Consider the following 23,475-nt stretch of genomic DNA (forward strand, 5'->3'; position numbering starts at 1 on the left):
AAAAAAGGGGGGGTTTTATGTTTTTGTGGGCAGCAGGAGGGTTAATTTTGGTCGGAGGAGTTTATCTGGTTTCAGAGTATAATAGCCTTGTTTCCAAAAAGAATAAAGTTGATGAAGCGTTCGCTGGAATAGAAGCGCATTTACAAGAGCGTTTTGATAATATATCGACGCAGGCTGAAACGTTATCAGGGTTAGTGAAACATGAATACAAGGTGTTTACGGAAGTGGTAAAGATGCGAAAGGGCGGGTATGTACCTCAAACAATGGAAGAGAAGATCGAGTTAAATAACAAATTGGATGAGTGCGCATCTCTTATAAATATGGTAGGAGAAGAGTATCCAGATATTCGCTCAACAGAAAACTTTGAAGTGTTTCAAAAAACGATTAATGTTTTAGAAGATAAGTTGTCCGCTTCAAGAAGAGCGTTTAATGCAGCGGTTTACGCGTTTAATAATAAGTTAGAAACTTTCCCGACAAATATAGTAGCAGGGATGTTCGGAGGGAAATTTAAGAGAATTGATTCATTCAAAGCTGAAGAACGGGCTCAACAGAGGGTGTCGGTTTCAGGGATGTTTGGTGATCATGAATGAGGTCCTTTGAAGAGGTCGTATCCAACCTGAGCGATATAAGAGCAGAAGCGGAAGAAGTGAGAAATAAGGAATTAGGAGGTCTCAAAAAGAAAGGGATCATTTATGGTGTGATAGCAGTGTTTATCTGCTTGGGTTTGGGGTTGTTTTTACAGTCTATCTACCCAGCCTTGTTTACTTTAATCTTTGCTTTAACGGGTTTTGGATTTTTTATCTATAAACCGCATTATGATGCTTATCAAAGGGTTTTTAAACCTATATTGCATCGCATGTTAGAGTATATGTTGGAAAAAGAAGTGAGGTACACCCAAAACGGAAGTGTAAACATGGATGATTTTAATCATAGCGAGGTCATCGAACAGCACCTTGGTGGTATGGACCGTTTTAAAAGTGAAGATACATTCGAGTCAACGTATCTTGATGTTCCGTTTATTTTCAGCGAGGTAAAGGCTGAAGAACATTACAGAGACAATGAAAACAAAAGTCGTTACAGAACGGTATTTGACGGAATCTTGTTTGAAAGTTTGTTTAATAAAGAATTCAAAGGGGTGACCGTTGTTCGGGATAACGGAAAGAAACTCCCTAAGAGCGGAGGTAATTGGTTTTCGTTGCTGATGGTTCTTTTGGTTTTTGGTGTATTTGCCTCCGTTTTCGGTTCTATATTTATTTTTACGGGATCAGAAATCTCGTTTGAAGGAGCCAAGGGGTTATGGATTCCAATCGTCGTGTCTCTTGTCCTCTTCTTTGTTTTCGGGAAGAGGAAGCGTCAAAAGGTGCATTTAGAAAATGTGGAGTTCAACGAGGTCTTTAATGTTTATGCCGACAGTCAAATTGAATCACGCTACATACTCTCGACGTCCTTGATGGAGAAAATTTACAACATGAGAGAAAATATGGGCCGCAAAGTGAATCTTACATTTAAGGAGAATCGGCTTTATATAGGGATGGAGTTTGAAGGAGAGGATTTGTTTGAAGGTCGTCTGAATAAACCTTTAACGGAGCAAGATCTGAAGGTAGAGTATGAGTTTTTCTCTAATCTTATAGGTATCATAGAAGAGCTGGAGTTAAATGTGGATATATGGAAAGTGTGAGGAGGGGGGGACATTCGTATATGCGCGAAGGTGAATGAGGGATGTTCCGTCAAACTTATGATGAGGAGGGAGGGTATGGGAACAAAATCAGTTTTAAAACAACTTTACAAAATGGCGTTTGTTAAAAGCGAGTATCCCGAAGAAGGCACAGTGAAGGTTTTGAATGATCAGGTGACGTACCAGAGGGAGGATGTGCGTATTATTATTTGTCGGGATCGTCTTTTACATCTTTTTAATCGGTACACATATGAAATCGAAGTAGAAGGAAAGGTGTTGTTTAACGGAAGCTGGGCTCCGTATGCGCCAGCAAAAGAAAAGCAAAAGGCTATTGAAGTAACAAAATCCTTATTGAAACAATAATGCATACATTACAGAAGCGATTAGGTGTGCATGGGAAACTTATTATACGTGTCTGAAATGCTTTAAAAAACCACGAAGAATTTATCGTTCTTCGTGGTTTTAGGATGAATTCACATACCGAAAGATATGTGTTTGGTGTGTTCGTGCAGCCGATCCTGTTGAATTCGCTCAAGATACATATTCGTCGTTGAGATGTCCGCATGTCCTGCAAGGTCTTTTACAACAGCGAGCGGAACGTCTTGCTCGAGGAGATGCGTAATATACGTGTGCCTGAACCAGTGTGGACTCGTATGAGGGTTTTTATCAGTCAAAGATACCGCTCTTTTAATCATTTTATAAAGGGTATCGTAACTCAATCGAGTCTCATGCCGATGATTGGATGCCAGAAAAAGTGGTGTTTCGTCATTCGGTTGTAAAGAAGGATCTTTCCCTAGCAAGGAGCGGTACTCTTTAAGGTAAGGAACGGTCTCTTGTCTGATTGGGATCGTGCGGTGTTTCGATCCCTTGCCTAAGACATCTGCGACGACTTCATTCTGAGACGTGTAACGGAAGCTCCCCCAGTTCAAGGAGATGATCTCACTAGATCGAAGTCCTGTTGTAAAAAGGAGTATGCCTATGAGGACATTGCGTTTCTTCAATACAGGATTTTGTACTAAAGCGGGTAAGGCATCAATAATAGATTTTGCATCCTCAACCGAAAGTTCACGAAACTCTGCACGTTGTTCTTTCCCTTTTGAGGACATGTGTCCTTTAATTCGTTTTGGTTTTTTCACCCAAACAGATAAGTCTTTAGGATAGAAGTTGGCTTCGTATCCAAAACGAAGGATTCGTTTAAAGAAGTCTAGTTTTCGTATGGCAGTTCGTCTCGAAAAATGTTCGCGAACGTATGCATTGTAATTTTGTATATGAACAAAAGACAGCTCTTTAAAGGTTAGGTGAGATGAGGAAAGGAAATTTAAAAGCGTCTTTCCGTCTGCTTTATAAGCTCGCAAAGTTTGATCAGAAAGAGGCTCAGAACGGTTTTCAAGCGTCAGAGCATAAAAAAGGGAGATCAGATCGTGGTCGTTTCCCTCTTTCAAATCTGGGTTGCCGTCGTCTCCAAGATAGGAGGAAAGATTCTGCTGCAAAGCTGGTAAATCATTAGATTGGGTCAGTTTCATGGTTCCCCTCCTTTTGGGCTTTTCTCTATTATAAAAAAAAGCGACTCTTTTTTCGACATTAAAGTCTTTTTGGGTGTGAAGTGTCCGATGTCAAAGGAGGCGATGTTTGTGAAAAAGAGTTTAATGGCAGGAGGTTTGGCTTTTGCATTGATGTTTTCGTTTGGTTCGGTAAGTGCTGCACCAATAGGTGGTTCCACCTACGAAGGGGTGCATGCTTATGATGATAGTAATTACGAAACGAATACAAAGGGCAAGAACCATACTTATAAACAAAAACCAATGAACCTCCCCCACTAATTGCTTCGCAATTTGAAGGGGTTTCTCCACAAACCAAACCGTCTGTTCAGATGTAAGGGGTGGTTGGCACCTCATACTCATCTTCAAAAGATGTGAATCAGAAAGATTGGATCCATAGAGCAACATACATACGTGTATGGGTCGGTCCAGACCATCTACTACTTCATGCTAGGCAATCCGTAGATACTTTTTTAATGTGACGGGCCCTATATCCTGTATATCCCCGTACAGGTGCTTGCTTAGGATATTTTTAGCTCCGTGAATATCCCGATGTTCCGTATACCCGCAACGACAGGTATAGGTTCTGGAAGAGACTTTTCTTCTCAACCCGCAAACAGGACATGTTTGCGATGTGTAGCTTTCATCTATGGTTTCGAGGGTAATCCCTTCTGCTTGTAACTTATATTCCAGGTACTTCTTTACCTTCCCGAATTGCCACTGGCTTAGTTTCTGATTCGTCGTCTTTCGACGACGTTTTTTCTTGTTTTTCTTACGGGCTGACGTTCCGCGCTGGACACCTTCTACATCTCCAACTACGACGTGTTTAGCCTCTTGTTCAACGGCCCAGGATACAAAACTTCTGGACGTCTTATGAAGGGCATCTTTAAGCTGGGCATCACTCTTGGACAGAATGTACTGTTTGGCCCGATTGTATTTTTTCCATTGACGTGATCCCTTTTTACATTTGGCCATTTTCTTTTGAAGCGCTCCAATTTTCTTATTTCGAAGGCGCTTGATACTCCGAATCTTCCGTCCTGTAATGATGACACTTTCATTCCTGGTCGATACAGCCGCGAGGCTGTGAATCTCACCCTGATCAATCGCAATCTCATGAGAACCAGAAACTTTCCCTTCTTTAGCCCCGTCCTCATACGAAAGAGAAACCATGAGCTTGCGGTCGTAGAGCAACTCGATCTCTTTAATCGTTCCGATTGGAACGTCTTTGATCCAGATCGTAAGAGGGGGTTGTTGCTTGCGATTCCATATTCCCATGCTTAACTCGATTTTGCCGCTTGGATGAATAGTAAACCCGTCTTTCGCCCATTTTGTGTTGAAATGGCGTTTCGTTTTATATGGGTATTTGGTTTTGTAGCCCTTCTTTCTGGCTTTACGAGTACTGTCACGGGAAAATAAATATTTATGAGCGACAGCCTGGATCGACTGGCTATGGAGGGGATACCGACGCTTGATGGCTTTTTGGAGGTTGGTCTGATTGATCCATTTCCCTCCGTTAATGAGAGCAAATTCCTTTGATAGACGTACACACTCGTTCCAAATTTCGCCTGATATACGGTTACACTGGAACAAACGATCGATGGTTGTTCTGTTGGCGTGGAATGTCATTTTGTGGCACTTTAGCATGATGTCACCTCCTGTTCCTAGTATATGCAGATACACTTAGAAACATAAGAACAAAAAAGCCATTCATCCCCCACTAAATCGTAGATTTTGAAGGGGGATGAATGGCTTACTTCTGTTAAAAAGAGCGATCGTTTTGATTTGAAGAGTTTTTAATTGAAACAGGGATTTCCCCTGTTTTTATTTGTATAGGCTTCGGTAGTTACTTAGGGATAGGATCAATATGATGCATACGATAATCATTCCAATTGGGATAAGATCGGGGATTCATAAGAAACAATTGCGAAAAGAGGCTCAGTCGGAGTCTCTTTTTTTTAGAGTTTTCCCTTCTTTTTGAAATGGGTGATATAGTGTGAGTAGTTTAAATGAAAAACAAAGAGAGGAAGATGAGTATGCTTGCTTTTACAGTACCTTTAGAGGAAACGAATGATCGAACAAGTGACGGGGTCAATGTTTTCTTTTTCAGGCTGGAATCTGAAATGCGATCGTTAGGAAAGCCCTCTTACAGCAATTGCGTAGCAGAGGGGAAACAAACGGATAAAGAAGAACGAATCAAACAGGCGATTGCTCATCTGTTTGAATGTTCGATTTCCGAAGTGGAGAATCTTCAACTTGAAGAGACGACGGAACGCATTGGGAAGGGAAAGACGAGAAAGTATGAGTACAAACGTCATCACTTGATTTCGTTTACCCTTAAATCAAAAGGGAAGAGCGAAGAGAACTTCAGTGGTGAAGTAACGGATTGTGGTGTATTGCGTTAAGTATGTTGCATTTTCAATCGCATTAAGAAGGGATGAACCTAATGGCATACGAAGACCTGTTAACACATGATGAGAAGTTCAGGTACATGTTGTTAAGTCGGATGAAGCAGGATTGCGAGTATTATTTAGGGAACGGAGGTCACCATGCCAAGCATTTGTGGGCTGGGGATGAAGTGAGACAACTCCAAGCCATGAAAGTGCTATGGGACAGTTTTGGAAAAGAAAAAACGCCAGAGTGGTTAACATGGGAAGAACTTTTGGAGTACGAAAAGAAGTTGATCGGATAAATCCCTTTAAATAAAAAGGAGATGTTAGGATGAGAGCAATATGTCCAAACCACAAAAATCACAAACGTTTTGTAACGGTAGTCCAAATTACGCAAGAATGGATTGTAGATGAAATCGGGGATTTTATAGAAGTTAGCCATGAATGTTTGGAAACCAAACACGGGCCGAGGGAAAGGAATACATGGACGTGTTGCGAGTGTGGAACAGAAGCCGTTGTACAAGAATAATTGCGAGAAGCGGATGAGATACATCCGCTTTTTTGTTTTTCAAGGAATGTCAGCATTCAGGGTAACGTGTTGAATGGGATTCCTTCATGGATGCAATCATAGATGCAATAAAGTTTGCATGATTGCATCATCAGCCAAAAAACCGTGATAGCATAAGGTGGAAGCTAAGCAATGTGAATGGGGGAGACACCATGAAACAGTCATCAAGAATTGCTGTGGTTTACGGGGATCAGGACACGTTTTCAGCGCGGTTCGCGAAGGAGGTTATCGTGAACGAAGCGGCGTGCCATCGATTCGAGGATGTGAAAAGAATGAAAAACGTCGTCCGTGTCAATGGGGTTCGGTTTGAATTTGTGAATGCATCCAAGAAGAAAGAGTGGGTAAACGGGAAAAAGAAATATGATAAAATTTACTGCACGGAACAGGTGATGGATGAGGAAATTCTGAAGCAAAAGACAGAAAGAATCGTTTATCACCCTGAACCTGATTTCTCGATCGTTGATTATGTGCATGATGTATACAGACTAACGGAACAAAGAGGGGAAACGTCTTTAGAACGTGATGGAGAGCAAGAGCAAAAATGCGCTCCTGCCATTTACGGAGAAACCGTAAGCGAGGAAGATCAGAAAATAGGATAGCAAACAAAAACCGATGCCATAAGGGATCGGTTTTTTTGTGATAAGCGGTTTAGTTTTCTTCAGCGAATTCATCGGAGTTCATGCTCTTTTGTGTTAAATTCTCGTCGTATCATTTCCTCGATCATCGTGTACAAACCAAGGATTGTTTGAAAAATTAAAGATCAAGAGGGTTAATACGATGCGACGAATGTGATGATACTGTAATCTTTTGGCCACCAACAGCATCGACCATTTTTCCATATTCACCTTGTGGGGTCGGAGTGAATCGTCTTTTTAACACACCGTCCACTTCTTTATATCCGAAGAAATCATCAACTTGACGAAGCCAAAAACGGTTCTTGTGATAGAACACATGAGGATCCTCCAACGATGCAGCCAGTAATGAGTCGTGAAACTTGTGTTTATACACACTCACCTCTTCCATCGTATCTTCTTTAATTGCCGTCGTGTAATACTGATAGTTTTGATCGATGTGCGGTTGATCAATGTGTTGCGTGATGCCGTAAAACGTATAAGTGTCTCCTTTGAAATGAAGGTAACGATCTCCTGGTCTCATAACGAATCCTCTCCTTATCTTTTTTTTAGTATAACAGCTTTAAAGAGAAAACCATCCGACTACTCCCGAAAAGAGGTGGTTTTTTTGAATGAAATGATTCGAAAATGAAATTCGTAGTGTAAAGTTACAAAATTAGGGGTAAAAGGGTGGTGTGTTATAGGACTTTCAGGGGGTGTCTTTTGATGGGTGTGCGCACGCAAAGTACGTTGACAGAGAACAAAATAAATGAGGATATTTACGTAAATGGTCAGCTTATCGCGAAGAAGGGGACAGTTATAACAGATCGGGTGAAAAAAAGGTTGCATAACTGGGGGATCTAGCATTTGGGACACGGAAGACATCGATCGTTTCACCCCTTGTTTACCGAGAGTATGAAAGAAGTTTATTCTGAAAAAAGGTACGGGATCGCACTTCTTTCAGAAAATCATATGGAAACCCTCGACGTATTATTTCAAACTCATATGAATAACAAAGAGTTGTTCGATACGCTGCTTCAACTTAGGGATGATGATTCGTATTCCTATCAGCATTCGTTTGATGTGTTTGTACTCGGCACCCTTTACGGGATGTATATCGGTATGGAAGATCTCGAAGTCTTTTCGGAGTCGTGTTTGTATCATGATCTCGGGAAAATCGATGTGGATACGAGCATCCTGAAAAAGCCAGGGAAGTTGACTTCTGACGAGTTTAAAGCAATTCAGGAACACACCATTTTTGGAGAAAAACGGATTAAAGAACAAGTTGGAACATGCATGGCTTCAAGATTGGCGCGTTCTCACCACGAAAGGTTGAACGGGTCAGGGTATCCAGACGGCATACATGTTCATCCTTACGAACAGAGACATACGGCTATTATAGCTATCCTTGATGTGTATTCAGCCCTGACTTTGAAACGGACGTACAGACAACCCCTTCCCTCTTTTGAAGCGCTCGAAGAATTAGCAGGAAATCCAACCCTTTATGATGAGGGCCTTGTGAAAGGGTTTATGGAGATGCTTCATATTTATCCCGTTCAATCCATCGTCGGCCTATCTAACGGAGAAGAGGGAAAAGTGATGTACATAAAAGAAAACGCTCCTTTCCTCCCGCTTATTGAATCAAACGGGGAGACGTTTGAACTTCCAGTAAATCGGTCCCTGTTCATTGCTTCGTACCAAGGACGGGCAGGAAGAAAAAAATATGTGAACAGCGATAAAGACCGATTTATCGAAGCCTTAATCGAAGGGGACAGAGGTCGGGCCGAGTTTGAGCTGGATCGACTGGCCGACAATAAACGTGTGGAAGAGGTGTACATTGACCTGATTGGCGGGGCGTTACGGGAAATTGGTGATCTTTGGGAGACGGGCCGTATAAGTGTAGCTGAAGAACACGTGGCGAGTGTGGCTGCAAGCGAGATTCTGCACACCAAGCAAAAAACGTACGTCCGTAACGGATCCTCTAAAGAAGGAGTGATTTTGACGACCACACTCGGAGATGAAAAGCATTTGATGCCTCTTCAGCTGTTCGGAGAAGTGCTTCGGGCGAATGGGTGGGATGTGGTGAATGTCTCTTACCCGCTTCCTTATGAGATTCTGGCGGATTACGTGGAGAAAATGAATATCTCATACATCGGAATATCCTGCACCATGAAAGAAAATATACCCGTGATCGAAGAAGCGGTCGCTTACATCAAAGAAAAGGTCCCAAACGTTTCCGTCATCGCAGGAGGCGCGGGTGTGGCGGGAACTCACATTTCATCAGCAGATGCGACCACCCAAACCGCAAGAGAGGGGCTCGATGTCCTGTCATCATGGGTTCGAAACAGGTAATAGGGGTGTCCTTTATAGGAAAACCTGCTACAATACGTGAAATGTTTTAGGCAGGTGAGCTTATGGTGACAGATAAAGAAGGTAAAACATACGAGGATGAGCGAAATCAAACCGCGAGGCGATATATCAAAACTTTCTCTAAAAACGCAAGGGGGGATGATGAGCGAGAGCGTTTCGTTGCTATTTTTACGCTGAATAAGAAGAAAATTGGTATTGGGCGAACAAAAAAAGAAGCGATAGAGAATCTGAGAAGTCTGTATCCTTCTGTTCTAATCAGAGAGAAACAAACATGGCTGACTCGTTTGATTGGATTCTTAAAGCGTATATAGAAAAAGCAGCCCTTTACGGCTGCTTTTATTTATTGCAGGGTTTCAACACTCAAATTTCTGAATTCTCCGTTGGCTTGTGAAATGGTGAATGGCCCGTAAGAACCCTTCAGAAGTGGGTTTGAATCCCGAACATTCACGACAGGCTGACCATCTACGGTGATCTCGATTTGGCCTCCCTCCGCTTGTATTTCGACGTCCATGAACGAGTTTCGGGTCCAGCTCATCGGCATCAGATCAACGAGGCGTGTTTTCTTCCCGTTTTGGATTTTATAAAGGCCGCTGTGATAACTCCCGACACCTCCGTTGGCTGTTCGATTGTCGATGGAGAACACGTACATATTCCGATCATCCGTCCTCCTGAACACGAAACCAATCGCATCATCATCCCAGCTGTCCGTCACGCCCATGCTGAAGGAAATCTTGTAATCCTTTAAATCTTTGTCATCAGGATTGTAGTATCCTGTGAACCCAACATTTTGAGTAGTTTTAATCGTCATCGTGCTTTCATCGAACACCCAGTTCCCTGACTTCGACCCTGTTGTGACGTGATTTTCCCATTCGTCATGAATCACCTGGATCGGATCTTTGTATCCGACTGTTATAAAACGTCTTCCTGACACGCAGGCACCATAAGAGTCGCATAGTTTAACCGTTACAGCCGTCTGCCCGATCGGAAAACGAGCAGAAGGGGTGTTGGTACAGTCCGTGCCCGTGTAAGAAGGGTAATTTCCCCATGTACATTTGAATGGGGGAGCGGGTTTGTAGCCTTCAGTTGTTTCAGGTATAGCCGTTAATTTTAATGTGTCATTGTAATGGTATAAGAATGGGGGAGCGTCTGGAGATATATCGATCGTCACGTTTTTGATAATGCCTTCAATTTCTCTTCCGATCAGATAACCTGATGTCGTGTATCCAGAAGATCCAGAGGAGGTGTGTACGCTTCCAGAAGTGGAATCCTCCATGGTGTAGGAGATCTTATTATCGATTTCTTTCGTCTGGTATTTGGCTCTGAAATTGAGCTGGGGGAATGCCTGAACCGCTACCAGCAAAATAACAGCAAGTACAATAATATAAGGGACGACCCCTTTTCGGTTTTCTTGAAAAACCTTCATGGCCCCACCTCCCGAATAAAGCAACTATATTCAATATAGTTGTATAATCAAGGAAAAAAGATAAAAAGGGGGACGTGTGTCCAGACAGAGCCCTCTCCTCTAATCCAGGAAACACTATCGTTTTTCTCCCACCTGATTACATAAGAGGTATAATGGGAGTGTACACAGCAGGACGGAATAAAATAAAACCAAAAGGGAGACGTGATTCAGGTGTCCGTTAAAATGACAATCAGAACATACGACGAAGAGGATTTTGCAAGGGTGGCTGAAGTGGCCTTCATATGGGGTGCGTTACAAGCGGAAGGGGTTATCTCTCCCGATGCCATTGTTGGAGATTTGCATGTTGCATTTGAAGATTTCGTGGGAGTTCACGAGGATTGGAAAAATGAAGTCGACTACAAGAACGAGGAAGACTACTATATCTCAGAATACACCAACCGTATTTTGAGAGAAAGGTACTCAAAATAATCAAATAGAGCAGCGACAATTCGCTGCTCTATTTTTGCTAACAGTACGTATCAAAAATGAGGTTTACAATCTCATTCCGATATACCGTTAAGCGGTGGTGTTCGTTATACGAGTACCAAAAGAGTGAATCCTCATCCGCCAAAGGGAGGAGATAGGGCTCAAGACTCTTTAACAGTGGAAGCGGACCTGAAAAGGTTAAATCATTTTTTTCTTTGTTATAAAACGAACCCAGTGTCAGGAGCCCGCGAAACAACATCTTCCCGAGTTCCCCTTTCAAGTAAGGAAGGGCTTTTTCATGTTTCATACGGAGTCCGTAGGATCGAAGGGTTCGAGCCAGATGCGCTGAGTGAAAGCGAATCCGAACGATACCATCACGCCCTTTATAGTATGAATGGGGGTCATATATGCCCCGAAGCCCAAGCAGAAGGGCCTGGATAATGTCGAGATGATCTTCATGGATATATAACTCCGTGGCCCAGCTCTTTTCTGTAAGAAAGCACGTTGCGTTTGCGAACATCCACCCGAGATGCTCTGCTTTTTGCGGGTCAAGATGGTCGAAATAGGTTTCGTTTAAAGGGATCGATCGGGAGGATTCTCCGTATGTACGCGCAGTAACCCCTTCTTCATTCAGGTGGTCCAGAACGGTTTGTCTCGATACCCCGAAACGATCCCCAATCACGGCTAAGGAATCTCCGTTTTCGTAAGCATCTTTGAATGCCTTCGACAGATGAGCGAACTTTTTCTTTCCGTTCGTTTTCAGACCAAGCTTTTTGAGGTGGGTCTGTACAAGAGAGGGTTCCGTCCCGTAGCGGTTAGCGATGTCTCGGTATGACGCCCCTTCTTCATACAACCTCATCCATTCTTCTGCGTAGCGGGCCCATTTGCTTTTTGGTCTTGTGACTACATGACCCTTCAAGGTTCGGGAAACCGTGATTTTGTTTACCCCGTATTCTTCTGCAATGGAACGTAAGGATGCCCCGTTTTCATATTGTTGTTTCCATTCTGGAATAAGATGTTCGTATTTCATTTCGGTCCTCCTTGTGATCGTCCAAGTATACTAAAGAGAGGGGGTATCCGTCTATGTCGTATCGTTTTACTACGAGGAAGAAGACATGTCCCATTTCCATATACACGGAAGACGTTGAAAAGGGAAAGGGAGGAAGAGGTGCAATGATAAAGGGTAGGAGAAAAAGGTACCTTATTGAAGAATCTGTGATACCCGAATTCAAAAAGAGGTGATGGGTGTGAAACGAATGGTTTGTAGTATTGCGATTGCAATAGGATTTTGGATCGGAATGAAAGAATCCCTTTTCGCTTTGGGCGGAAGCGGCACAAGCGGGGACCCTTATATCATCACAACCTGCGTTGAACTCCAAGATGTGAAGAATCTTGATACAGATAGCGGAACAGGAGGTATACAGGGATATTTTGAGCTTGGAAACGATATAGACTGCCTGGAAGCAAGGAACTGGAATGCGGGCGCTGGATTTGCTCCAATCGGCGGTCAATTCAAAGGGAGTTTTGAAGGAAACGGACACATTATAACCGATCTTTATATTCATCGCCCTACAAAAGATTATACGGGTTTGTTCTCTAAGGTAGGCAATGGAGCCATCTTACAAAATTTCGGCGTCCAGGATGCGGATATCACTGGGGATCGTTATGTCGGCATTATTGCGGGACAAAACAATAGGGCGGATCTCTATCGGCTGTTCGCAACAGGGAAGGTAGCAGGGTATGACGAAGCAGGGGGCATCCTCGGGATTTGGAGTGGTGGATTGGTTCAAAACGTCTATTCCCTGGCAGATGTGGAAGCAACGGATGACGCTGGGGGCGCGATTGCTTATGTTGGGGATATACTGGCGAACGAACTTGGATATATATATTCTGCTTCCAACCTTTCTGGCGTTGATCGCGGAGGGTTAACATCTTATCTTGATGAGGGAGATTTTCAATCCTCTTTTTGGGACACGGAACGTTCTGGTGTAGTGGGGACACGAGGGGGCACAGGGAAAACCACGGCCGAAATGAAACAACAATCGACTTATACAGGCTGGGATTTCACAAACACCTGGGCGATGGATCCTTCGATCAATGGTGGGTATCCGTATCTTCAGGGGATCGAACCGCATGCTAAAGGTGCTTTACGAGGAAGCGGAACAAGTGGGGATCCGTACATCATCACAACGTGCGAAGGGCTCCAAAATATCCCTGCTTATGACGCGGATGCTGGAACAAATGCTATTCAAGGGTATTTTGAGCTCGGGAAGGACATTGATTGTCAGGAAACGGTGAATTGGAACGGAGGACTTGGGTTCGAGCCGATTAGAGGCCCATTTGCTGGTCATTTCGATGGAAAAGGGTTTGTGATAACGGGTTTGACGATCAATCGACCTGCTGAAGATTATGTGGGCTTATTTGGGGAAGTGTCGAATGCAGCAATTGAAGGAGTGGGGTTGGTTTCTGTTAATGTAACAGGAAAGAATAATGTCGGAGGTTTAGCTGGAGGGATTATGTATACGGACGTCTCTACGGTTTATGCGACAGGGGCGGTAACAGGCGAAAACCAAGTGGGAGGCGTCTTGGGGTTTTTAAATGACAGCACCATCCTTAATGCCTACTCCCATGTCATCACAACAGGGAATGACGGAGTAGGAGGCGTGGTTGGGTTTATCTATGAGATCTATTTTGATTGGTCTAAGCACGTCTATGCAGCAGGTTCTGTAACAGGAAATGCACATACGGGCGGACTGTCAGGAGGCACTTACGGACCTTCTGAGATAGAGGAAAGTTACTGGGACACGGAAGAGACAGGTCAAAGTACTTCAACGGATGGTGCGGGGAAAACCACAGCCGAAATGAAACAAGAAACAACCTATTCAGGCTGGGATTTTTCAAATATTTGGTCAATCGATCCCTTGATTAATGGAGGGTATCCATATCTCCAGAGTGTTACGCCCGACTCAAAACTTTCCATCCGCCCCAGCGGAAGCGGGACAAGTGGGGATCCGTACATCATCACGACCTGCGTTGAACTACAAAGCATTCAAAAACTTGATACCAATTTAAATAACGTGGAAATCGACGGGGTCTTTCATTTAGGAAACGATTTGGATTGCAGCGAAACAGTTTATTGGTACGGGGGACAGGGTTTTTCTCCTATCGGCGTAAATAACGCAGAATTCGTAGGAACGTTTGACGGGAAAGGGTATAAAATCATGGATCTGACAATCAATCGCCCGTCCCAGAGTACGCTCGGGATATTCGGCCACACGATGTTTAATGCGTCTATCAGTGATGCCGTTATACGAAACGTCGGGATCGAGAATATCAATGTAACAGGAAAAAATGTAGTGGGGACCCTTGTAGGATATGCTGAACGCGTTGAAATAAGTTCTGTTTTTGTAATTGGAACAGCGACAGGCGTTGAGCGCGTAGGTGGTTTAGTGGGTGGCATGAGTTTTTCTACATTATCGAATATTTACACAAGAGTAGGTGTAAACGCATCTCTTCGAAGGGCTGGAGGAATATCTGCAACTGAAGGTAACAATGATTTGTTAGAAAATGTTTATGCAACTGGTTCGATTACAACCCCCTATTATGATGGAGGACTTGTGTTCTATGGGGACAATGCTTTTCTACGTTCTTTTTGGGATGTGGATACAACAGGAGTTTCCGTATCTGATTCAGGAACAGGGAAAACCACTTCCCAGATGAAACAACAATCAACCTACACAGGATGGGATTTTGCGAACGTGTGGGCAATCGATCCTTCTATCAATGATGGATATCCGCATCTGCAAAACGTTCTGCCAGACGCGGATACGAATGAGATTTCGGAGGAATTCTCCTTAGAAGCGCCAGATGTGACAGGCGTTCCTTCTGCAACCATTGGAGAAACAGCAGAAGTGACATGGTCATTTTCAGGACCGCTCCTGATTACCGATACACGGGCTTCACCTGACGGCTGGCATGTCACTGTTTCCGCTTCGCCTTTGGCAGAGGTCGGGGGGGCGGGACTCACGTTTCCAGCAGGCAGCATCGCCTTACTTCCTCCTGAATCCATAACAGGGGACAATCCGCCAAGCTTGACTGGAGGGTTCTTTGTGCTTGATGACGGGTCAGCCAGTACAATTTTATCATCTCTTAATGGAGAAGGGACAGGGGTAAGTGCAGCATCGTTCCCAAATGAGGCGCTCGTGTTAACGGTTCCTGCGGATAAAGTTTTAATCGACCCAGAAGATCATCCAGGAGGCATAGTTGTTTATAAAACAACGATTCAATGGGAACTGTCAGCAGGACCGTAATCCTGATCTTTGGTCAGGGTTTTCTATTAAGTGTTCCGAGAGTTTATCTAAACATTTCACAGAATTGATGTATGATATAAGAAAGCATACGCGAAAAGAGGAAAAATAAATGAAGCAAAAACCAATAGCAGGAGCGGTTCAGAATCAATGGGGAGACAATCGAGAAATGTTTGCCATCCGTTACTTCTACGGGTTTTCCATTCTGATGTTCATTCTGTTTTTGATGCTCCTTTGGTTCAGCTCGTTGCCACGGATTCCTGTTGGATTTGGGTGCTGTTATGCGGTAGTCGTTTTTTTGGCAACGGTAAAAGGACATGTCAACTATCGAAAAAAATAAGAAAAACCCCTGACAGGGGTTTTTGTATTGCATTTTTATCGGCGTTTTTTTGACTTGTCTGAAACTTAAGGGTAAGGTGCAGGGAAGAAGGTGAGGCTATGTTACGTACGATCAAATCCAAAGTGTACCTATTCTTTTTGTCCCTGTTTATCATTTATGCCTGTGCAACCTCCTACAATCTTGCTTATCTGTTTAAATCGCAGGAGGAAGTTGTCCGAAACGTCCTGTGGAGTTCCATTTTATCTGCTTCCCTCATTACGATCGGATGCATCGGCTTTATCGCGATGCTTCATCGGCGTGTATTCAGACCCATTGAAACCATCCGTGATGTTTCAGAACAGATTGCGGACGGGGATTTATCAGCAGCGTACCCATCTTTATCGCGTGATGAGATCGGAGATCTGTCCCGTCGTTTGAACGGAATGGTGAAAGCATTTGGAAACATGCTGGAACAATCAAAGGAAACGATTCTGACTCTGAAACAATCATCTGAAAGGTTGTCGGTGATCGCTGAGGAAAATAAGCTGGTCAATCAGGAAATATCGGGATCGACGGAAGAAATGAATGAACACGCTGAAAAACAATTCCAGTTGGCGGAAGGGTCGCTCTCATTCTTCACGGGTTTAAGTGAAACCACGAAGATGATGAATGAACACATCCAGGAAGTTGCCCGATCGAGTGAAACCATACGGGAACGCGCCCTGGAGGGGCATATCGGGATTGAACACATAACGGATCAGGTGTATGAAATACAGGCCGTTGTGGAAACCACGACACAGCTGCTGGAACGACTCCACACACATTCTGAAAAAATCGAAAGTGTATTAGAACTAAGCTTACGCATTACAGAACAAACCAGTTTGCTTTCATTGAATGCTTCGATTGAAGCAGCGCGGGCAGGGGAGTATGGAAAAGGGTTTGCGGTTGTGGCGGATGAGGTAAGGAAACTGGCCGAGGAGTCCGAAAATGCTTCTCAGTCCGTGAAAGGAACGATTGCCAAAATTCGGACAGAGATCGGAGAAGTGAGGGATGAATCCAAGAAAGCGATGCAACAGGTTCACGAAAGCATTCAAACCATCGGAGATACCAAGCAGGTGTTTCAGACGATATCCGAATCCGCCGAAACCTCTGCCAAAAAGTTTCGTACCATTTCATCAGAATCAGGAGCTGTGGCTGATTACAATCAAAAAGCGAAACATCAGGCAGAAGAAGCCATTGTTTATTCCCAGAAGACAACAGAAAGTGCCCATTATGTGGCCAGTTCGCTCGAAGAACAATTCGCATCTGTTGAGGAAATTTACGACAGCATTCAACATTTAACGCGTCTGGCTGAACGGCTTGAGAAGGAAACAACAAGGTACCGCATGGAACCAGGCCCGTAAGGCTGGTTTTTTTATCCTTTGGAGAAATATGGGTTCCCCTTCTGCTCCGTTTGTACTATACTTACTAGAGTTATACTATGAAAAGGGGAGAATAGACATGAAACGGTACATACTAGGATTTCTGCTGATCCTGACAATCGGGGTATTAGCAGCTTGCAGCGAACAAAGTGTAGAAAACGATGAGGCAAGCGACGAAGTGCAAAAGGAAATGGATGAGGACAAGCAACAAGAAGAGGAAAACGCTGAAGCGGATGCGGAAACCGAAAGAAGTGACGAAAGCTCGAAAGAAGAGGTTTCAGAGGAACCATCTATGGCAAAAGTGGGAGACACCTTAAACGTAGATGGGGTAAAAATCACGGTAACAGACGTTTCCGTTTTCGAAGGGGAAATCAATCAGTACGAGCCTCTTACAGAAGATCACGCGATTGAAGTCAAAGTGATTGTAGAAAACACAAACAAAGAGTCCGTGTTTGTGGACTCGTCTGAGTTTACCCTTTACGGAACAGAAGGATTTGAACAGGGAACCGCTCTTCCGTCTGATCCGATGGCGTTGTCAAACGATATTGCAGGTGGCAAGAAAGTGAAAGGGTCTCTGTTCTATGACGTACCGAAACAAGACGGCATGATGGAACTTCATTATCAGTCTATGGCATCTATGGGTGGAGATCCTGCTATTTGGGAATTTCAAGCGAAATAATGAAAAAGCTGAAGGGATACCCCTTCAGCTTTTTTTGTTTTATTCTTCGTCTTTGGCCTCCTGTAATAAAGACTTCCACCCAGCTAGCCGCTCAAGTGACAAAGTTAATCCTTCTTCGGCCTCTTTGAAACGATTCACGTCCGCCGTGTAAGCTCCTCGTTGCATCACCGTAACACTATCCAAAAAGGGATCAAAGCTATCTCCGAATGCCCGATACAAATCATCTTTCACAATATGATTGACTTCTTCAAAATAAACCTCCGTCAGCTCGTTCAACTGATCGAACAACATGTTGAAATGATCTGTGGCTTCGCCACTTGTGATGATTGTTTCATCCGCTGTGGCTTCCAGGTAAAAATTATGGAACTCTTTCATAATGCTCCCGATTTCCAGGCAGGTGGTTGTAAAGGCTTCGTTATGAAGGGAAGGGTAGGGATCTGGGGCGGCTGTTTTCGTTTCTCCGTTTGCCGAACAGGCAGCAAGTAACAGCAAGAAGAACAAGATAGGCAGGCGTTTCATCATCATCATTCCTTATCGTTTTTTATAGTGTACACCGAAAAGGAGATCGGATGGTGTGTTTGTTTAAAAAATGTAACATTTATTCGCGCTTTTTTCTTTTGGGCTCTTATAATAATGACACGAAAGAAAAGAGAGGATGATTCTAATGAAGTCTTATAACATGATGGTGAAGGAAGCGGCAGTTCAATACGGATTAGAAGAGGCGTCGATTAGTGAACTGTTGGCTTTGGTAATTGGAAAAAACGCGCAACCAGACGTTTGTCAGGAAATCGCTGGCATCCCAACTCAGCGACTACTGGAAATGAGTGAAGCGGATTTTCTGTCTTATGAAGGAATCGGAAAAGTGGCGGCCGAACGCTTACGCGCAATGCTTCAACTGACCCGAAAGTTAGGATCTCGTTCTCTCGACAGAAAAACCATTGTTCGCTCGCAAGAAGATGCAGCAGAGATATTTCGCTACCTGAACCAATACAGTCAGGAACACTTCACAGTTGCTTATTTATCCGCCAAACAAGGTGTGATCGCACGTGAGGAAGTGTTTGTAGGTGATTTGAACAGCTGTATCGTTCATCCGAGGGAAGTGTACAAAAAAGCCATCACACATAGTGCAGCACACGTTATTTGCGCGCACAATCACCCAAGTGGAGATGCAACACCAAGCAGGGAAGATATCGAGATGACGAGACGGCTAATTGAAGTTGGGAAAATGATCGGGATCGAGTTATTGGATCACATCATCATTGGTGATGGAGAGAAATACACCAGCATGAAAGAATTAGGCTACTTATAATACAAAAAAACCCTTTCACGGGTTTTTCTTTTTTTATATTAGGCTATGTTTAAGTTGGTTGTTGATATTTGCCCAAATCGAACAAATGTTCTATAATGAAGTCATCAAATGTGAGTGGGTGATAACTGTGAGAGCAACCGATATCCTTAAAGCCATTCAAAAACTTAATCCTTCGGAAAAGCATCGTTTACGGGAATATTTAATCGATGCTCTTACTGCCTCATCGTCAACAGGAACGGTATTGGAAGAAATCTCGGAACGTAAAAATAAGGATGGCTATCGTTGTCCTGATTGCGAGTCAGAGCACATTGTGCGGTTTGGAAAATACTCCACTATCGTAGATGGGGAAGAAGTGAAGAAACAACGTTATCGCTGTAAAGCCTGTCGAAAGACTTTTACTGACCTAACCAATACGGCATTATATAGAACTCGTCATCTCAATCATTGGATGAAGTTTATTGAATGTATGATAGAAGGTTATTCTCTTCGTAAATCAGCAGAGTTGATTGGTAACATTACTCACGTCACATTATTTTATTGGAGGCACAAGCTCCTAACAGCACTAAAACAAATGGAAATCTCAAATTTCCAAGGTATCGTTGAAATGGACGAGACTTATTTCCTGTACTCTGAAAAAGGACAAAGAAAGATTAAAAATAGAAAGCCTCGTAAAAGAGGCGGTTCCGCAAAGAAGCGCGGCATAAGTAAAGAGCAGGTATGTGTTCTGGTCGCAAGAGACCGCGACAAGGTGACCTTTTCCCAGACGTTAGGAATGGGACGATTAACAAAAGACCAACTAGATAAAGCCATCGGGCATAAACTCTCCAACGAGAATGTGTTATGTACCGATGCTTGGCGTGCCTTTAAAACCTATGCTTATGAAAAGGGGATGGATATCTATCAATTCAAGTCTGATGGAAAAATTCGCACCAAGGGTCTATATCACATCCAGAACGTCAATAACTACCACCGAAGACTGAAAGGTTGGATACAGCGCTTTAACGGTGTGGCGACCAAGTATTTGAACAATTATCTTGCCTGGTTTCAAGTGTTAGAGAGCATTCATCATCAGCGAAATGAAATCACAATGAACGATATGATAATAAAAGGGAATTTAATTCCAAATATAGAAACTTATGATACACTTAGATTATCTAAGTTTACTGTATAAAGGTTATTTCTTGGCAGTATCATGAAGTAAGGAGGGCACAATATGTTATCAAACTTTGGGGTTTTTGGTTTACTACTAATCATAGTTATATTTGCGGTATTTGTTGGACTGGGGGTTTTTATTTTTAAGAGTATTTCAAAATAAAGTTCTTTGAATAAAGGGTGCATTAGTTCAATTCAATAAGACAATATTTTAAGCAGAACTCCCATAAATTGGGAGTTCTGCTTTTATATAAATATCAACATTAAGCTTTAACAGAGCCTTATATTAAAGCACGCCGTACGTGATGGAAATGTCCTCTTCCTGCGAAAAGGTGTGAAGGTCTTCGATAGGCGTACGACCCCAATACGAATGGGAAGTACGCCTCTTTAAGGAATTGGCCAAAAAGATGAAGATCGTATCTGCTTCATAATGCTCCGTGTACCGCTTAATTTCTTCAAGCGAAGAGGAGGGAAGGATAATGCGATCGGGGAATTCTTCTCGAAAAGTGGCGAGCGTATTTCCGTGCACAGGATCGATAAACAAGAGCGCGGAAGGATCAGCATCATCAAATGCGAGGACCATTTCTTTTACTAACCGTATGTAACGGGTGCATAGAATTTTGTTAACCGTGCTCATCTTGGGGTTCCTTCTTTCTGGTCTCTTTGGTCATCTGTTTTTCAGTGTATCACGGATGGGGTTAGGTGTGATGAATACTCCCCCACCAAATGCTATGCATTTTGAAGGGGTTTCAGATGTATCGTCCTAACGGACGCTTAACACCCGTGGAGTTGACACAAACAACCCCTCTATTCCGTCCAGCCCGTTAAAAGCCTCTGGAACTACTTTTCTTAAGATATTACAGGCTCCATTTACATCGGCATTCAACAGAATGCCGTTTTTCGTGCGGTACAACCCTCGTTTGACTCGCTTCCCGCTAAACAAATGGGTTTCGCCTTCTTTATATAGAGGAAGATCATCCCCGTCTAAAAAACTTGCTTTGGACGTATAGCTTTCCTCTGCGAGTTTAACGGTAATTCCAAGGCGTTCCGCCTTGTAACGGATCATGTTAATAAGCAGGGTATGGGGGATATGACAAAACGCTTGGTTGTTTCTTTTGCCAGTTTTGACGCTTTGCTTCCATCCAAGGTTTTTCCCGATGACAATCGTGTTTACGTTTTCTTCTAAGGCGATCCTGATAATTCCATGGCTCACCTTATGAAACTGATCCTTTAGTTTTAAAAAGCGCTTACGGTGAAGTCGTTCTAAACGCGCGGATGAAAACAAACCTGTTTTTTCGTTTTGTCCATGCCGAAGAATCCCCACGTAGTGAGCACGTTTTTTATTGTAGTAGTGATTATCGCTTTTTGCACGCTTGCCCTTATACAAAACAGGGGTCATCCCTGTGTTTGTAATGATGGTTGCAAGGTTGTTTACGCCTAAATCAATCCCCATATACCGCTCATTGTCCTCTAAAAGATCTGTTTCCTCTCCCTGAAATACAATCTCGATTACGTAGTGATTGTATTTCGGAATAATGCGAACTTGTTTCAGTTTCTTCCCGCTATGACCGAGTTTCCCAATATTGAGCTTGGTTTTGGTTTTTGGGAATTTTAAATACCTATCCTGTTTGATTGTACAGTCCTGATTGGTTAGGAGGAGCTCTTTTTGACTGGCTTTGGAGTAGCTTGGAATATTGGGCCTGCCTTTATATTTATGAGGAAGTTTTTTATAGTCCCGAAGGGACTTGAAGAAATTTTTCCAGTCCTCGAAGGCACTCTTCATGATCCACTGACTGGATTGGGTGGGAAGGGAACGATAATCAGCCTGAACCCTGTATTTAAACAGAGCATCTAAAAAGCCGTACGAAAGAAACGGCTTCTCTTTTGTTGGCAATTGGAACAGATTCGCTTTAATCTCTTTGCGTTCCTCTTTTGGTTTCTTATTCTCTTTTTCTAGCTTTCGTTTGTACGCAAGGAGCTGATTCTCATTCATCCCGTCAAGATTGGTTCTGATCTCGTTTAAGACTTCTTCTTGAAGGGGCTGTAACGGTTTTTCGCTTTGAAGAGCGGTAAATACCTGCCGTATATAGAAGTTGGTTGTATTGTACATGTTTTTTGCGTTTTGGCAGGAAGACTGGCAATAGCCGTACATCTTATGGCCTTTCTTAATCCAAATCTGTTGAGTTTCGTAAGTCATATTTTCCACCTCCCTATACATCTAGTATATGTTCAAATGAAGCAAAACATTAAGGCGGGAAATAAAAAAGACCCATTCACCCCCCACTAAATCAAAGATTTTGAAGGGGTACTCTGGGTTATGTTTGATAGATGTCGAAAGGTCGGTTTCAATGAGGAAGATAGGCAATTCGTTTTTGGTAGGGGCCATAAGTATTCAACAAACGTTCTGTGGCTTCCTTTAAAATCACACGGGGCCATTCTTCTGTGAATACCACCTCATCCTGGCAGAAAAGGTCTTCTAAATTTCCGTACATGACAAGGAAACATCCTGTATCAGGCTGTTTCACAACGTTTCGCACCCCGTAAGTTGTCTCTTTAACATACCCTGATTCCATCGAAGAGGAAAGGTTTTTGGTGAGCTGCTCTTCCGTGACACCTGTCATGTAAAAACAACCCATAAACAGGACAGACACCGCCATCAAAGAAGTGCGGAATCTTATCGTTTTTCGCGTGAAGACACAGAAGAGAAGCAAGGCCATAAGCAAAATGCCAAACGTGTACGTACCCGTCACAAATCCTTTCAAATAGGCAAGGTTCCTCTCAATCACTTCGGCTTCTGTCATCTCCTCCGCCCTCCCTTTTAAACCCCTTTGTCTATAAAAGCGGGGATTCCTCCAACGAATGAAAAAGAGGCGTTTTTTCATGAAAAAAACCTCTCTTAGAAGAGAGGTTCACTGGGGAAGTTAATTCGTTTCATGGGAAGAAAAATCCCCGTGCTTTCGCTTGTAATCCACATATACTGCTTCTCCGTTCTCGAAATCTCGCTTGGCGACGACATATGCTTCGTACTCAGAGAGGATGTTGAAGCATTCATTGTACCCTCTTCCCGTCACATCACGAAAGGCTCCTGCCCCTTTTCGGAAATCCCCCTGTCGGACAAGTTGTTTTTCCTCTGGGATGTACCCATACATTCGTTCTTCGTCGAAAATGAAATCCTCTGCTCGGGCCTTCATGTAAAAACGCATTCGAATCTTCCTCTCTTTTTTCTTACAGTATACATAAGGGGAGGTTGA

General features: G+C 43.2%; 28 protein-coding genes. 18 read left to right on the forward strand and 10 right to left on the reverse strand.

Annotated elements, in window-relative coordinates; translation table 11 throughout:
* Nucleotides 1-17 precede the first annotated feature (17 nt).
* From IMZ31_RS23275 to IMZ31_RS23285, 3 genes are all read left to right on the forward strand, one after another.
* Entirely contained in the window at nucleotides 18-590 is a 573-nt protein-coding gene (locus IMZ31_RS23275) for a LemA family protein (protein WP_207530830.1), read from the forward strand.
* A complete protein-coding gene (locus tag IMZ31_RS23280; protein WP_207530831.1) occupies nucleotides 587-1,678 on the forward strand; it encodes a DUF3137 domain-containing protein in 1,092 nt (363 codons plus the stop codon). Before IMZ31_RS23275 ends, IMZ31_RS23280 begins: the two co-directional genes overlap by 4 nt.
* Before the next feature lie 75 nt (nucleotides 1,679-1,753).
* Entirely contained in the window at nucleotides 1,754-2,038 is a 285-nt protein-coding gene (locus tag IMZ31_RS23285; protein WP_207530832.1) for a hypothetical protein, read from the forward strand.
* 110 nt (nucleotides 2,039-2,148) lie between these two features.
* On the opposite strand, the gene IMZ31_RS23290 is transcribed toward IMZ31_RS23285, so the two are convergent.
* Nucleotides 2,149-3,198: a tyrosine-type recombinase/integrase gene (locus IMZ31_RS23290; protein WP_207530833.1), complete on the reverse strand. Its 1,050-nt coding sequence runs from the start codon at nucleotides 3,196-3,198 to the stop codon at nucleotides 2,149-2,151.
* A gap of 108 nt (nucleotides 3,199-3,306) precedes the next feature.
* On the opposite strand from IMZ31_RS23290, the gene IMZ31_RS23295 reads away from it, so the two are divergent.
* The gene (locus tag IMZ31_RS23295) at nucleotides 3,307-3,495 is read left to right on the forward strand and encodes a hypothetical protein (RefSeq protein ID WP_207530834.1); all 189 of its coding nucleotides are present in this window, start codon (nucleotides 3,307-3,309) and stop codon (nucleotides 3,493-3,495) included.
* A 168-nt stretch (nucleotides 3,496-3,663) separates the two neighbouring features.
* Here the strand turns inward: IMZ31_RS23295 and IMZ31_RS23300 are convergent, their stop codons facing one another.
* Nucleotides 3,664-4,857, reverse strand: coding sequence for an RNA-guided endonuclease InsQ/TnpB family protein (locus IMZ31_RS23300; RefSeq protein ID WP_207530835.1), 1,194 nt, complete (start codon nucleotides 4,855-4,857; stop codon nucleotides 3,664-3,666).
* Nucleotides 4,858-5,246: 389 nt separating this feature from the next.
* Between IMZ31_RS23300 and IMZ31_RS23305 the strand changes: the two genes are divergently transcribed.
* The 4 genes from IMZ31_RS23305 to IMZ31_RS23320 all read left to right on the forward strand — a co-directional run bounded on the left by IMZ31_RS23305 (nucleotide 5,247) and on the right by IMZ31_RS23320 (nucleotide 6,767).
* Complete coding sequence (locus IMZ31_RS23305; RefSeq protein ID WP_207530836.1) at nucleotides 5,247-5,615, forward strand: hypothetical protein; 369 nt, start codon at nucleotides 5,247-5,249, stop codon at nucleotides 5,613-5,615.
* 41 nt (nucleotides 5,616-5,656) lie between these two features.
* Nucleotides 5,657-5,902: an LPD11 domain-containing protein gene (locus IMZ31_RS23310; RefSeq protein WP_207530837.1), complete on the forward strand. Its 246-nt coding sequence runs from the start codon at nucleotides 5,657-5,659 to the stop codon at nucleotides 5,900-5,902.
* A 29-nt stretch (nucleotides 5,903-5,931) separates the two neighbouring features.
* On the forward strand, nucleotides 5,932-6,129 hold the full coding sequence (locus IMZ31_RS23315) for a hypothetical protein (protein ID WP_207530838.1): 198 nt from the start codon (nucleotides 5,932-5,934) through the stop codon (nucleotides 6,127-6,129).
* Between the two features lie 191 nt (nucleotides 6,130-6,320).
* The gene (locus IMZ31_RS23320) at nucleotides 6,321-6,767 is read left to right on the forward strand and encodes a hypothetical protein (RefSeq protein ID WP_207530839.1); all 447 of its coding nucleotides are present in this window, start codon (nucleotides 6,321-6,323) and stop codon (nucleotides 6,765-6,767) included.
* Between the two features lie 154 nt (nucleotides 6,768-6,921).
* On the opposite strand, the gene IMZ31_RS23325 is transcribed toward IMZ31_RS23320, so the two are convergent.
* On the reverse strand, nucleotides 6,922-7,323 hold the full coding sequence (locus IMZ31_RS23325; protein WP_207530840.1) for a hypothetical protein: 402 nt from the start codon (nucleotides 7,321-7,323) through the stop codon (nucleotides 6,922-6,924).
* 182 nt (nucleotides 7,324-7,505) lie between these two features.
* Between IMZ31_RS23325 and IMZ31_RS23330 the strand changes: the two genes are divergently transcribed.
* From IMZ31_RS23330 to IMZ31_RS23340, 3 genes are all read left to right on the forward strand, one after another.
* Nucleotides 7,506-7,643, forward strand: coding sequence for a hypothetical protein (locus IMZ31_RS23330; RefSeq protein ID WP_207530841.1), 138 nt, complete (start codon nucleotides 7,506-7,508; stop codon nucleotides 7,641-7,643).
* A 3-nt stretch (nucleotides 7,644-7,646) separates the two neighbouring features.
* Nucleotides 7,647-9,131 (forward strand): B12-binding domain-containing protein, encoded by a 1,485-nt coding sequence (locus tag IMZ31_RS23335; RefSeq protein ID WP_207530842.1) that lies wholly within the window; start codon nucleotides 7,647-7,649, stop codon nucleotides 9,129-9,131.
* Between the two features lie 65 nt (nucleotides 9,132-9,196).
* Complete coding sequence (locus tag IMZ31_RS23340) at nucleotides 9,197-9,460, forward strand: hypothetical protein (RefSeq protein ID WP_207530843.1); 264 nt, start codon at nucleotides 9,197-9,199, stop codon at nucleotides 9,458-9,460.
* 29 nt (nucleotides 9,461-9,489) lie between these two features.
* On the opposite strand, the gene IMZ31_RS23345 is transcribed toward IMZ31_RS23340, so the two are convergent.
* Nucleotides 9,490-10,572: a 3-keto-alpha-glucoside-1,2-lyase-like domain-containing protein gene (locus tag IMZ31_RS23345; RefSeq protein ID WP_207530844.1), complete on the reverse strand. Its 1,083-nt coding sequence runs from the start codon at nucleotides 10,570-10,572 to the stop codon at nucleotides 9,490-9,492.
* Nucleotides 10,573-10,794: 222 nt separating this feature from the next.
* On the opposite strand from IMZ31_RS23345, the gene IMZ31_RS23350 reads away from it, so the two are divergent.
* The gene (locus tag IMZ31_RS23350) at nucleotides 10,795-11,040 is read left to right on the forward strand and encodes a hypothetical protein (RefSeq protein ID WP_207530845.1); all 246 of its coding nucleotides are present in this window, start codon (nucleotides 10,795-10,797) and stop codon (nucleotides 11,038-11,040) included.
* A 37-nt stretch (nucleotides 11,041-11,077) separates the two neighbouring features.
* On the opposite strand, the gene IMZ31_RS23355 is transcribed toward IMZ31_RS23350, so the two are convergent.
* On the reverse strand, nucleotides 11,078-12,067 hold the full coding sequence (locus tag IMZ31_RS23355; RefSeq protein WP_207530846.1) for a helix-turn-helix domain-containing protein: 990 nt from the start codon (nucleotides 12,065-12,067) through the stop codon (nucleotides 11,078-11,080).
* Between the two features lie 226 nt (nucleotides 12,068-12,293).
* Between IMZ31_RS23355 and IMZ31_RS23360 the strand changes: the two genes are divergently transcribed.
* The 4 genes from IMZ31_RS23360 to IMZ31_RS23375 all read left to right on the forward strand — a co-directional run bounded on the left by IMZ31_RS23360 (nucleotide 12,294) and on the right by IMZ31_RS23375 (nucleotide 17,763).
* Nucleotides 12,294-15,347 carry a WxL domain-containing protein gene (locus IMZ31_RS23360; protein ID WP_242705765.1) on the forward strand — a complete coding sequence of 1,018 codons (3,054 nt, stop codon included), beginning with the start codon at nucleotides 12,294-12,296 and terminating at the stop codon, nucleotides 15,345-15,347.
* Between the two features lie 109 nt (nucleotides 15,348-15,456).
* Nucleotides 15,457-15,684, forward strand: a complete 228-nt coding sequence (locus IMZ31_RS23365) for a hypothetical protein (RefSeq protein WP_207530848.1) — start codon at nucleotides 15,457-15,459, stop codon at nucleotides 15,682-15,684.
* A gap of 98 nt (nucleotides 15,685-15,782) precedes the next feature.
* A complete protein-coding gene (locus IMZ31_RS23370; RefSeq protein ID WP_207530849.1) occupies nucleotides 15,783-17,066 on the forward strand; it encodes a methyl-accepting chemotaxis protein in 1,284 nt (427 codons plus the stop codon).
* A 97-nt stretch (nucleotides 17,067-17,163) separates the two neighbouring features.
* On the forward strand, nucleotides 17,164-17,763 hold the full coding sequence (locus IMZ31_RS23375) for a DUF4352 domain-containing protein (RefSeq protein ID WP_207530850.1): 600 nt from the start codon (nucleotides 17,164-17,166) through the stop codon (nucleotides 17,761-17,763).
* 39 nt (nucleotides 17,764-17,802) lie between these two features.
* Here IMZ31_RS23375 and IMZ31_RS23380 read toward each other — a convergent pair whose 3' ends face one another.
* Entirely contained in the window at nucleotides 17,803-18,282 is a 480-nt protein-coding gene (locus IMZ31_RS23380) for a hypothetical protein (protein ID WP_207530851.1), read from the reverse strand.
* 145 nt (nucleotides 18,283-18,427) lie between these two features.
* Here IMZ31_RS23380 and radC point away from each other — a divergent pair, with 145 nt between their 5' ends.
* Complete coding sequence (radC, locus tag IMZ31_RS23385) at nucleotides 18,428-19,072, forward strand: RadC family protein (RefSeq protein WP_242705741.1); 645 nt, start codon at nucleotides 18,428-18,430, stop codon at nucleotides 19,070-19,072.
* 127 nt (nucleotides 19,073-19,199) lie between these two features.
* On the forward strand, nucleotides 19,200-20,243 hold the full coding sequence (locus IMZ31_RS23390; protein WP_207530853.1) for an IS1595 family transposase: 1,044 nt from the start codon (nucleotides 19,200-19,202) through the stop codon (nucleotides 20,241-20,243).
* Between the two features lie 267 nt (nucleotides 20,244-20,510).
* On the opposite strand, the gene IMZ31_RS23395 is transcribed toward IMZ31_RS23390, so the two are convergent.
* The 4 genes from IMZ31_RS23395 to IMZ31_RS23410 all read right to left on the reverse strand — a co-directional run bounded on the left by IMZ31_RS23395 (nucleotide 20,511) and on the right by IMZ31_RS23410 (nucleotide 23,427).
* The gene (locus IMZ31_RS23395; RefSeq protein WP_207530854.1) at nucleotides 20,511-20,861 is read right to left on the reverse strand and encodes a hypothetical protein; all 351 of its coding nucleotides are present in this window, start codon (nucleotides 20,859-20,861) and stop codon (nucleotides 20,511-20,513) included.
* Between the two features lie 126 nt (nucleotides 20,862-20,987).
* Entirely contained in the window at nucleotides 20,988-22,421 is a 1,434-nt protein-coding gene (locus IMZ31_RS23400; protein ID WP_207530855.1) for an RNA-guided endonuclease InsQ/TnpB family protein, read from the reverse strand.
* 148 nt (nucleotides 22,422-22,569) lie between these two features.
* The gene (locus IMZ31_RS23405) at nucleotides 22,570-23,025 is read right to left on the reverse strand and encodes a hypothetical protein (RefSeq protein WP_207530856.1); all 456 of its coding nucleotides are present in this window, start codon (nucleotides 23,023-23,025) and stop codon (nucleotides 22,570-22,572) included.
* Between the two features lie 120 nt (nucleotides 23,026-23,145).
* Entirely contained in the window at nucleotides 23,146-23,427 is a 282-nt protein-coding gene (locus IMZ31_RS23410; RefSeq protein ID WP_207530857.1) for a hypothetical protein, read from the reverse strand.
* Between the last annotated feature and the right edge of the window lie 48 nt (nucleotides 23,428-23,475).

Source organism: Pontibacillus sp. ALD_SL1 (genome assembly GCF_017355605.1).

Coding starts and splice junctions, on each gene's coding strand:
- IMZ31_RS23275 (WP_207530830.1), top strand. CDS start 18: ATGTTTTTGTGGGCAGCAGGAGGGTTAATTTTGGTCGGAGGAGTTTAT.
- IMZ31_RS23280 (WP_207530831.1), top strand. CDS start 587: ATGAGGTCCTTTGAAGAGGTCGTATCCAACCTGAGCGATATAAGAGCA.
- IMZ31_RS23285 (WP_207530832.1), top strand. CDS start 1,754: ATGGGAACAAAATCAGTTTTAAAACAACTTTACAAAATGGCGTTTGTT.
- IMZ31_RS23290 (WP_207530833.1), bottom strand. CDS start 3,198: ATGAAACTGACCCAATCTAATGATTTACCAGCTTTGCAGCAGAATCTT.
- IMZ31_RS23300 (WP_207530835.1), bottom strand. CDS start 4,857: ATGCTAAAGTGCCACAAAATGACATTCCACGCCAACAGAACAACCATC.
- IMZ31_RS23305 (WP_207530836.1), top strand. CDS start 5,247: ATGCTTGCTTTTACAGTACCTTTAGAGGAAACGAATGATCGAACAAGT.
- IMZ31_RS23310 (WP_207530837.1), top strand. CDS start 5,657: ATGGCATACGAAGACCTGTTAACACATGATGAGAAGTTCAGGTACATG.
- IMZ31_RS23315 (WP_207530838.1), top strand. CDS start 5,932: ATGAGAGCAATATGTCCAAACCACAAAAATCACAAACGTTTTGTAACG.
- IMZ31_RS23320 (WP_207530839.1), top strand. CDS start 6,321: ATGAAACAGTCATCAAGAATTGCTGTGGTTTACGGGGATCAGGACACG.
- IMZ31_RS23325 (WP_207530840.1), bottom strand. CDS start 7,323: ATGAGACCAGGAGATCGTTACCTTCATTTCAAAGGAGACACTTATACG.
- IMZ31_RS23330 (WP_207530841.1), top strand. CDS start 7,506: ATGGGTGTGCGCACGCAAAGTACGTTGACAGAGAACAAAATAAATGAG.
- IMZ31_RS23345 (WP_207530844.1), bottom strand. CDS start 10,572: ATGAAGGTTTTTCAAGAAAACCGAAAAGGGGTCGTCCCTTATATTATT.
- IMZ31_RS23350 (WP_207530845.1), top strand. CDS start 10,795: ATGACAATCAGAACATACGACGAAGAGGATTTTGCAAGGGTGGCTGAA.
- IMZ31_RS23355 (WP_207530846.1), bottom strand. CDS start 12,067: ATGAAATACGAACATCTTATTCCAGAATGGAAACAACAATATGAAAAC.
- IMZ31_RS23360 (WP_242705765.1), top strand. CDS start 12,294: ATGGTTTGTAGTATTGCGATTGCAATAGGATTTTGGATCGGAATGAAA.
- IMZ31_RS23365 (WP_207530848.1), top strand. CDS start 15,457: ATGAAGCAAAAACCAATAGCAGGAGCGGTTCAGAATCAATGGGGAGAC.
- IMZ31_RS23370 (WP_207530849.1), top strand. CDS start 15,783: ATGTTACGTACGATCAAATCCAAAGTGTACCTATTCTTTTTGTCCCTG.
- IMZ31_RS23375 (WP_207530850.1), top strand. CDS start 17,164: ATGAAACGGTACATACTAGGATTTCTGCTGATCCTGACAATCGGGGTA.
- IMZ31_RS23380 (WP_207530851.1), bottom strand. CDS start 18,282: ATGAAACGCCTGCCTATCTTGTTCTTCTTGCTGTTACTTGCTGCCTGT.
- radC (WP_242705741.1), top strand. CDS start 18,428: ATGAAGTCTTATAACATGATGGTGAAGGAAGCGGCAGTTCAATACGGA.
- IMZ31_RS23395 (WP_207530854.1), bottom strand. CDS start 20,861: ATGAGCACGGTTAACAAAATTCTATGCACCCGTTACATACGGTTAGTA.
- IMZ31_RS23400 (WP_207530855.1), bottom strand. CDS start 22,421: ATGACTTACGAAACTCAACAGATTTGGATTAAGAAAGGCCATAAGATG.
- IMZ31_RS23405 (WP_207530856.1), bottom strand. CDS start 23,025: ATGACAGAAGCCGAAGTGATTGAGAGGAACCTTGCCTATTTGAAAGGA.
- IMZ31_RS23410 (WP_207530857.1), bottom strand. CDS start 23,427: ATGCGTTTTTACATGAAGGCCCGAGCAGAGGATTTCATTTTCGACGAA.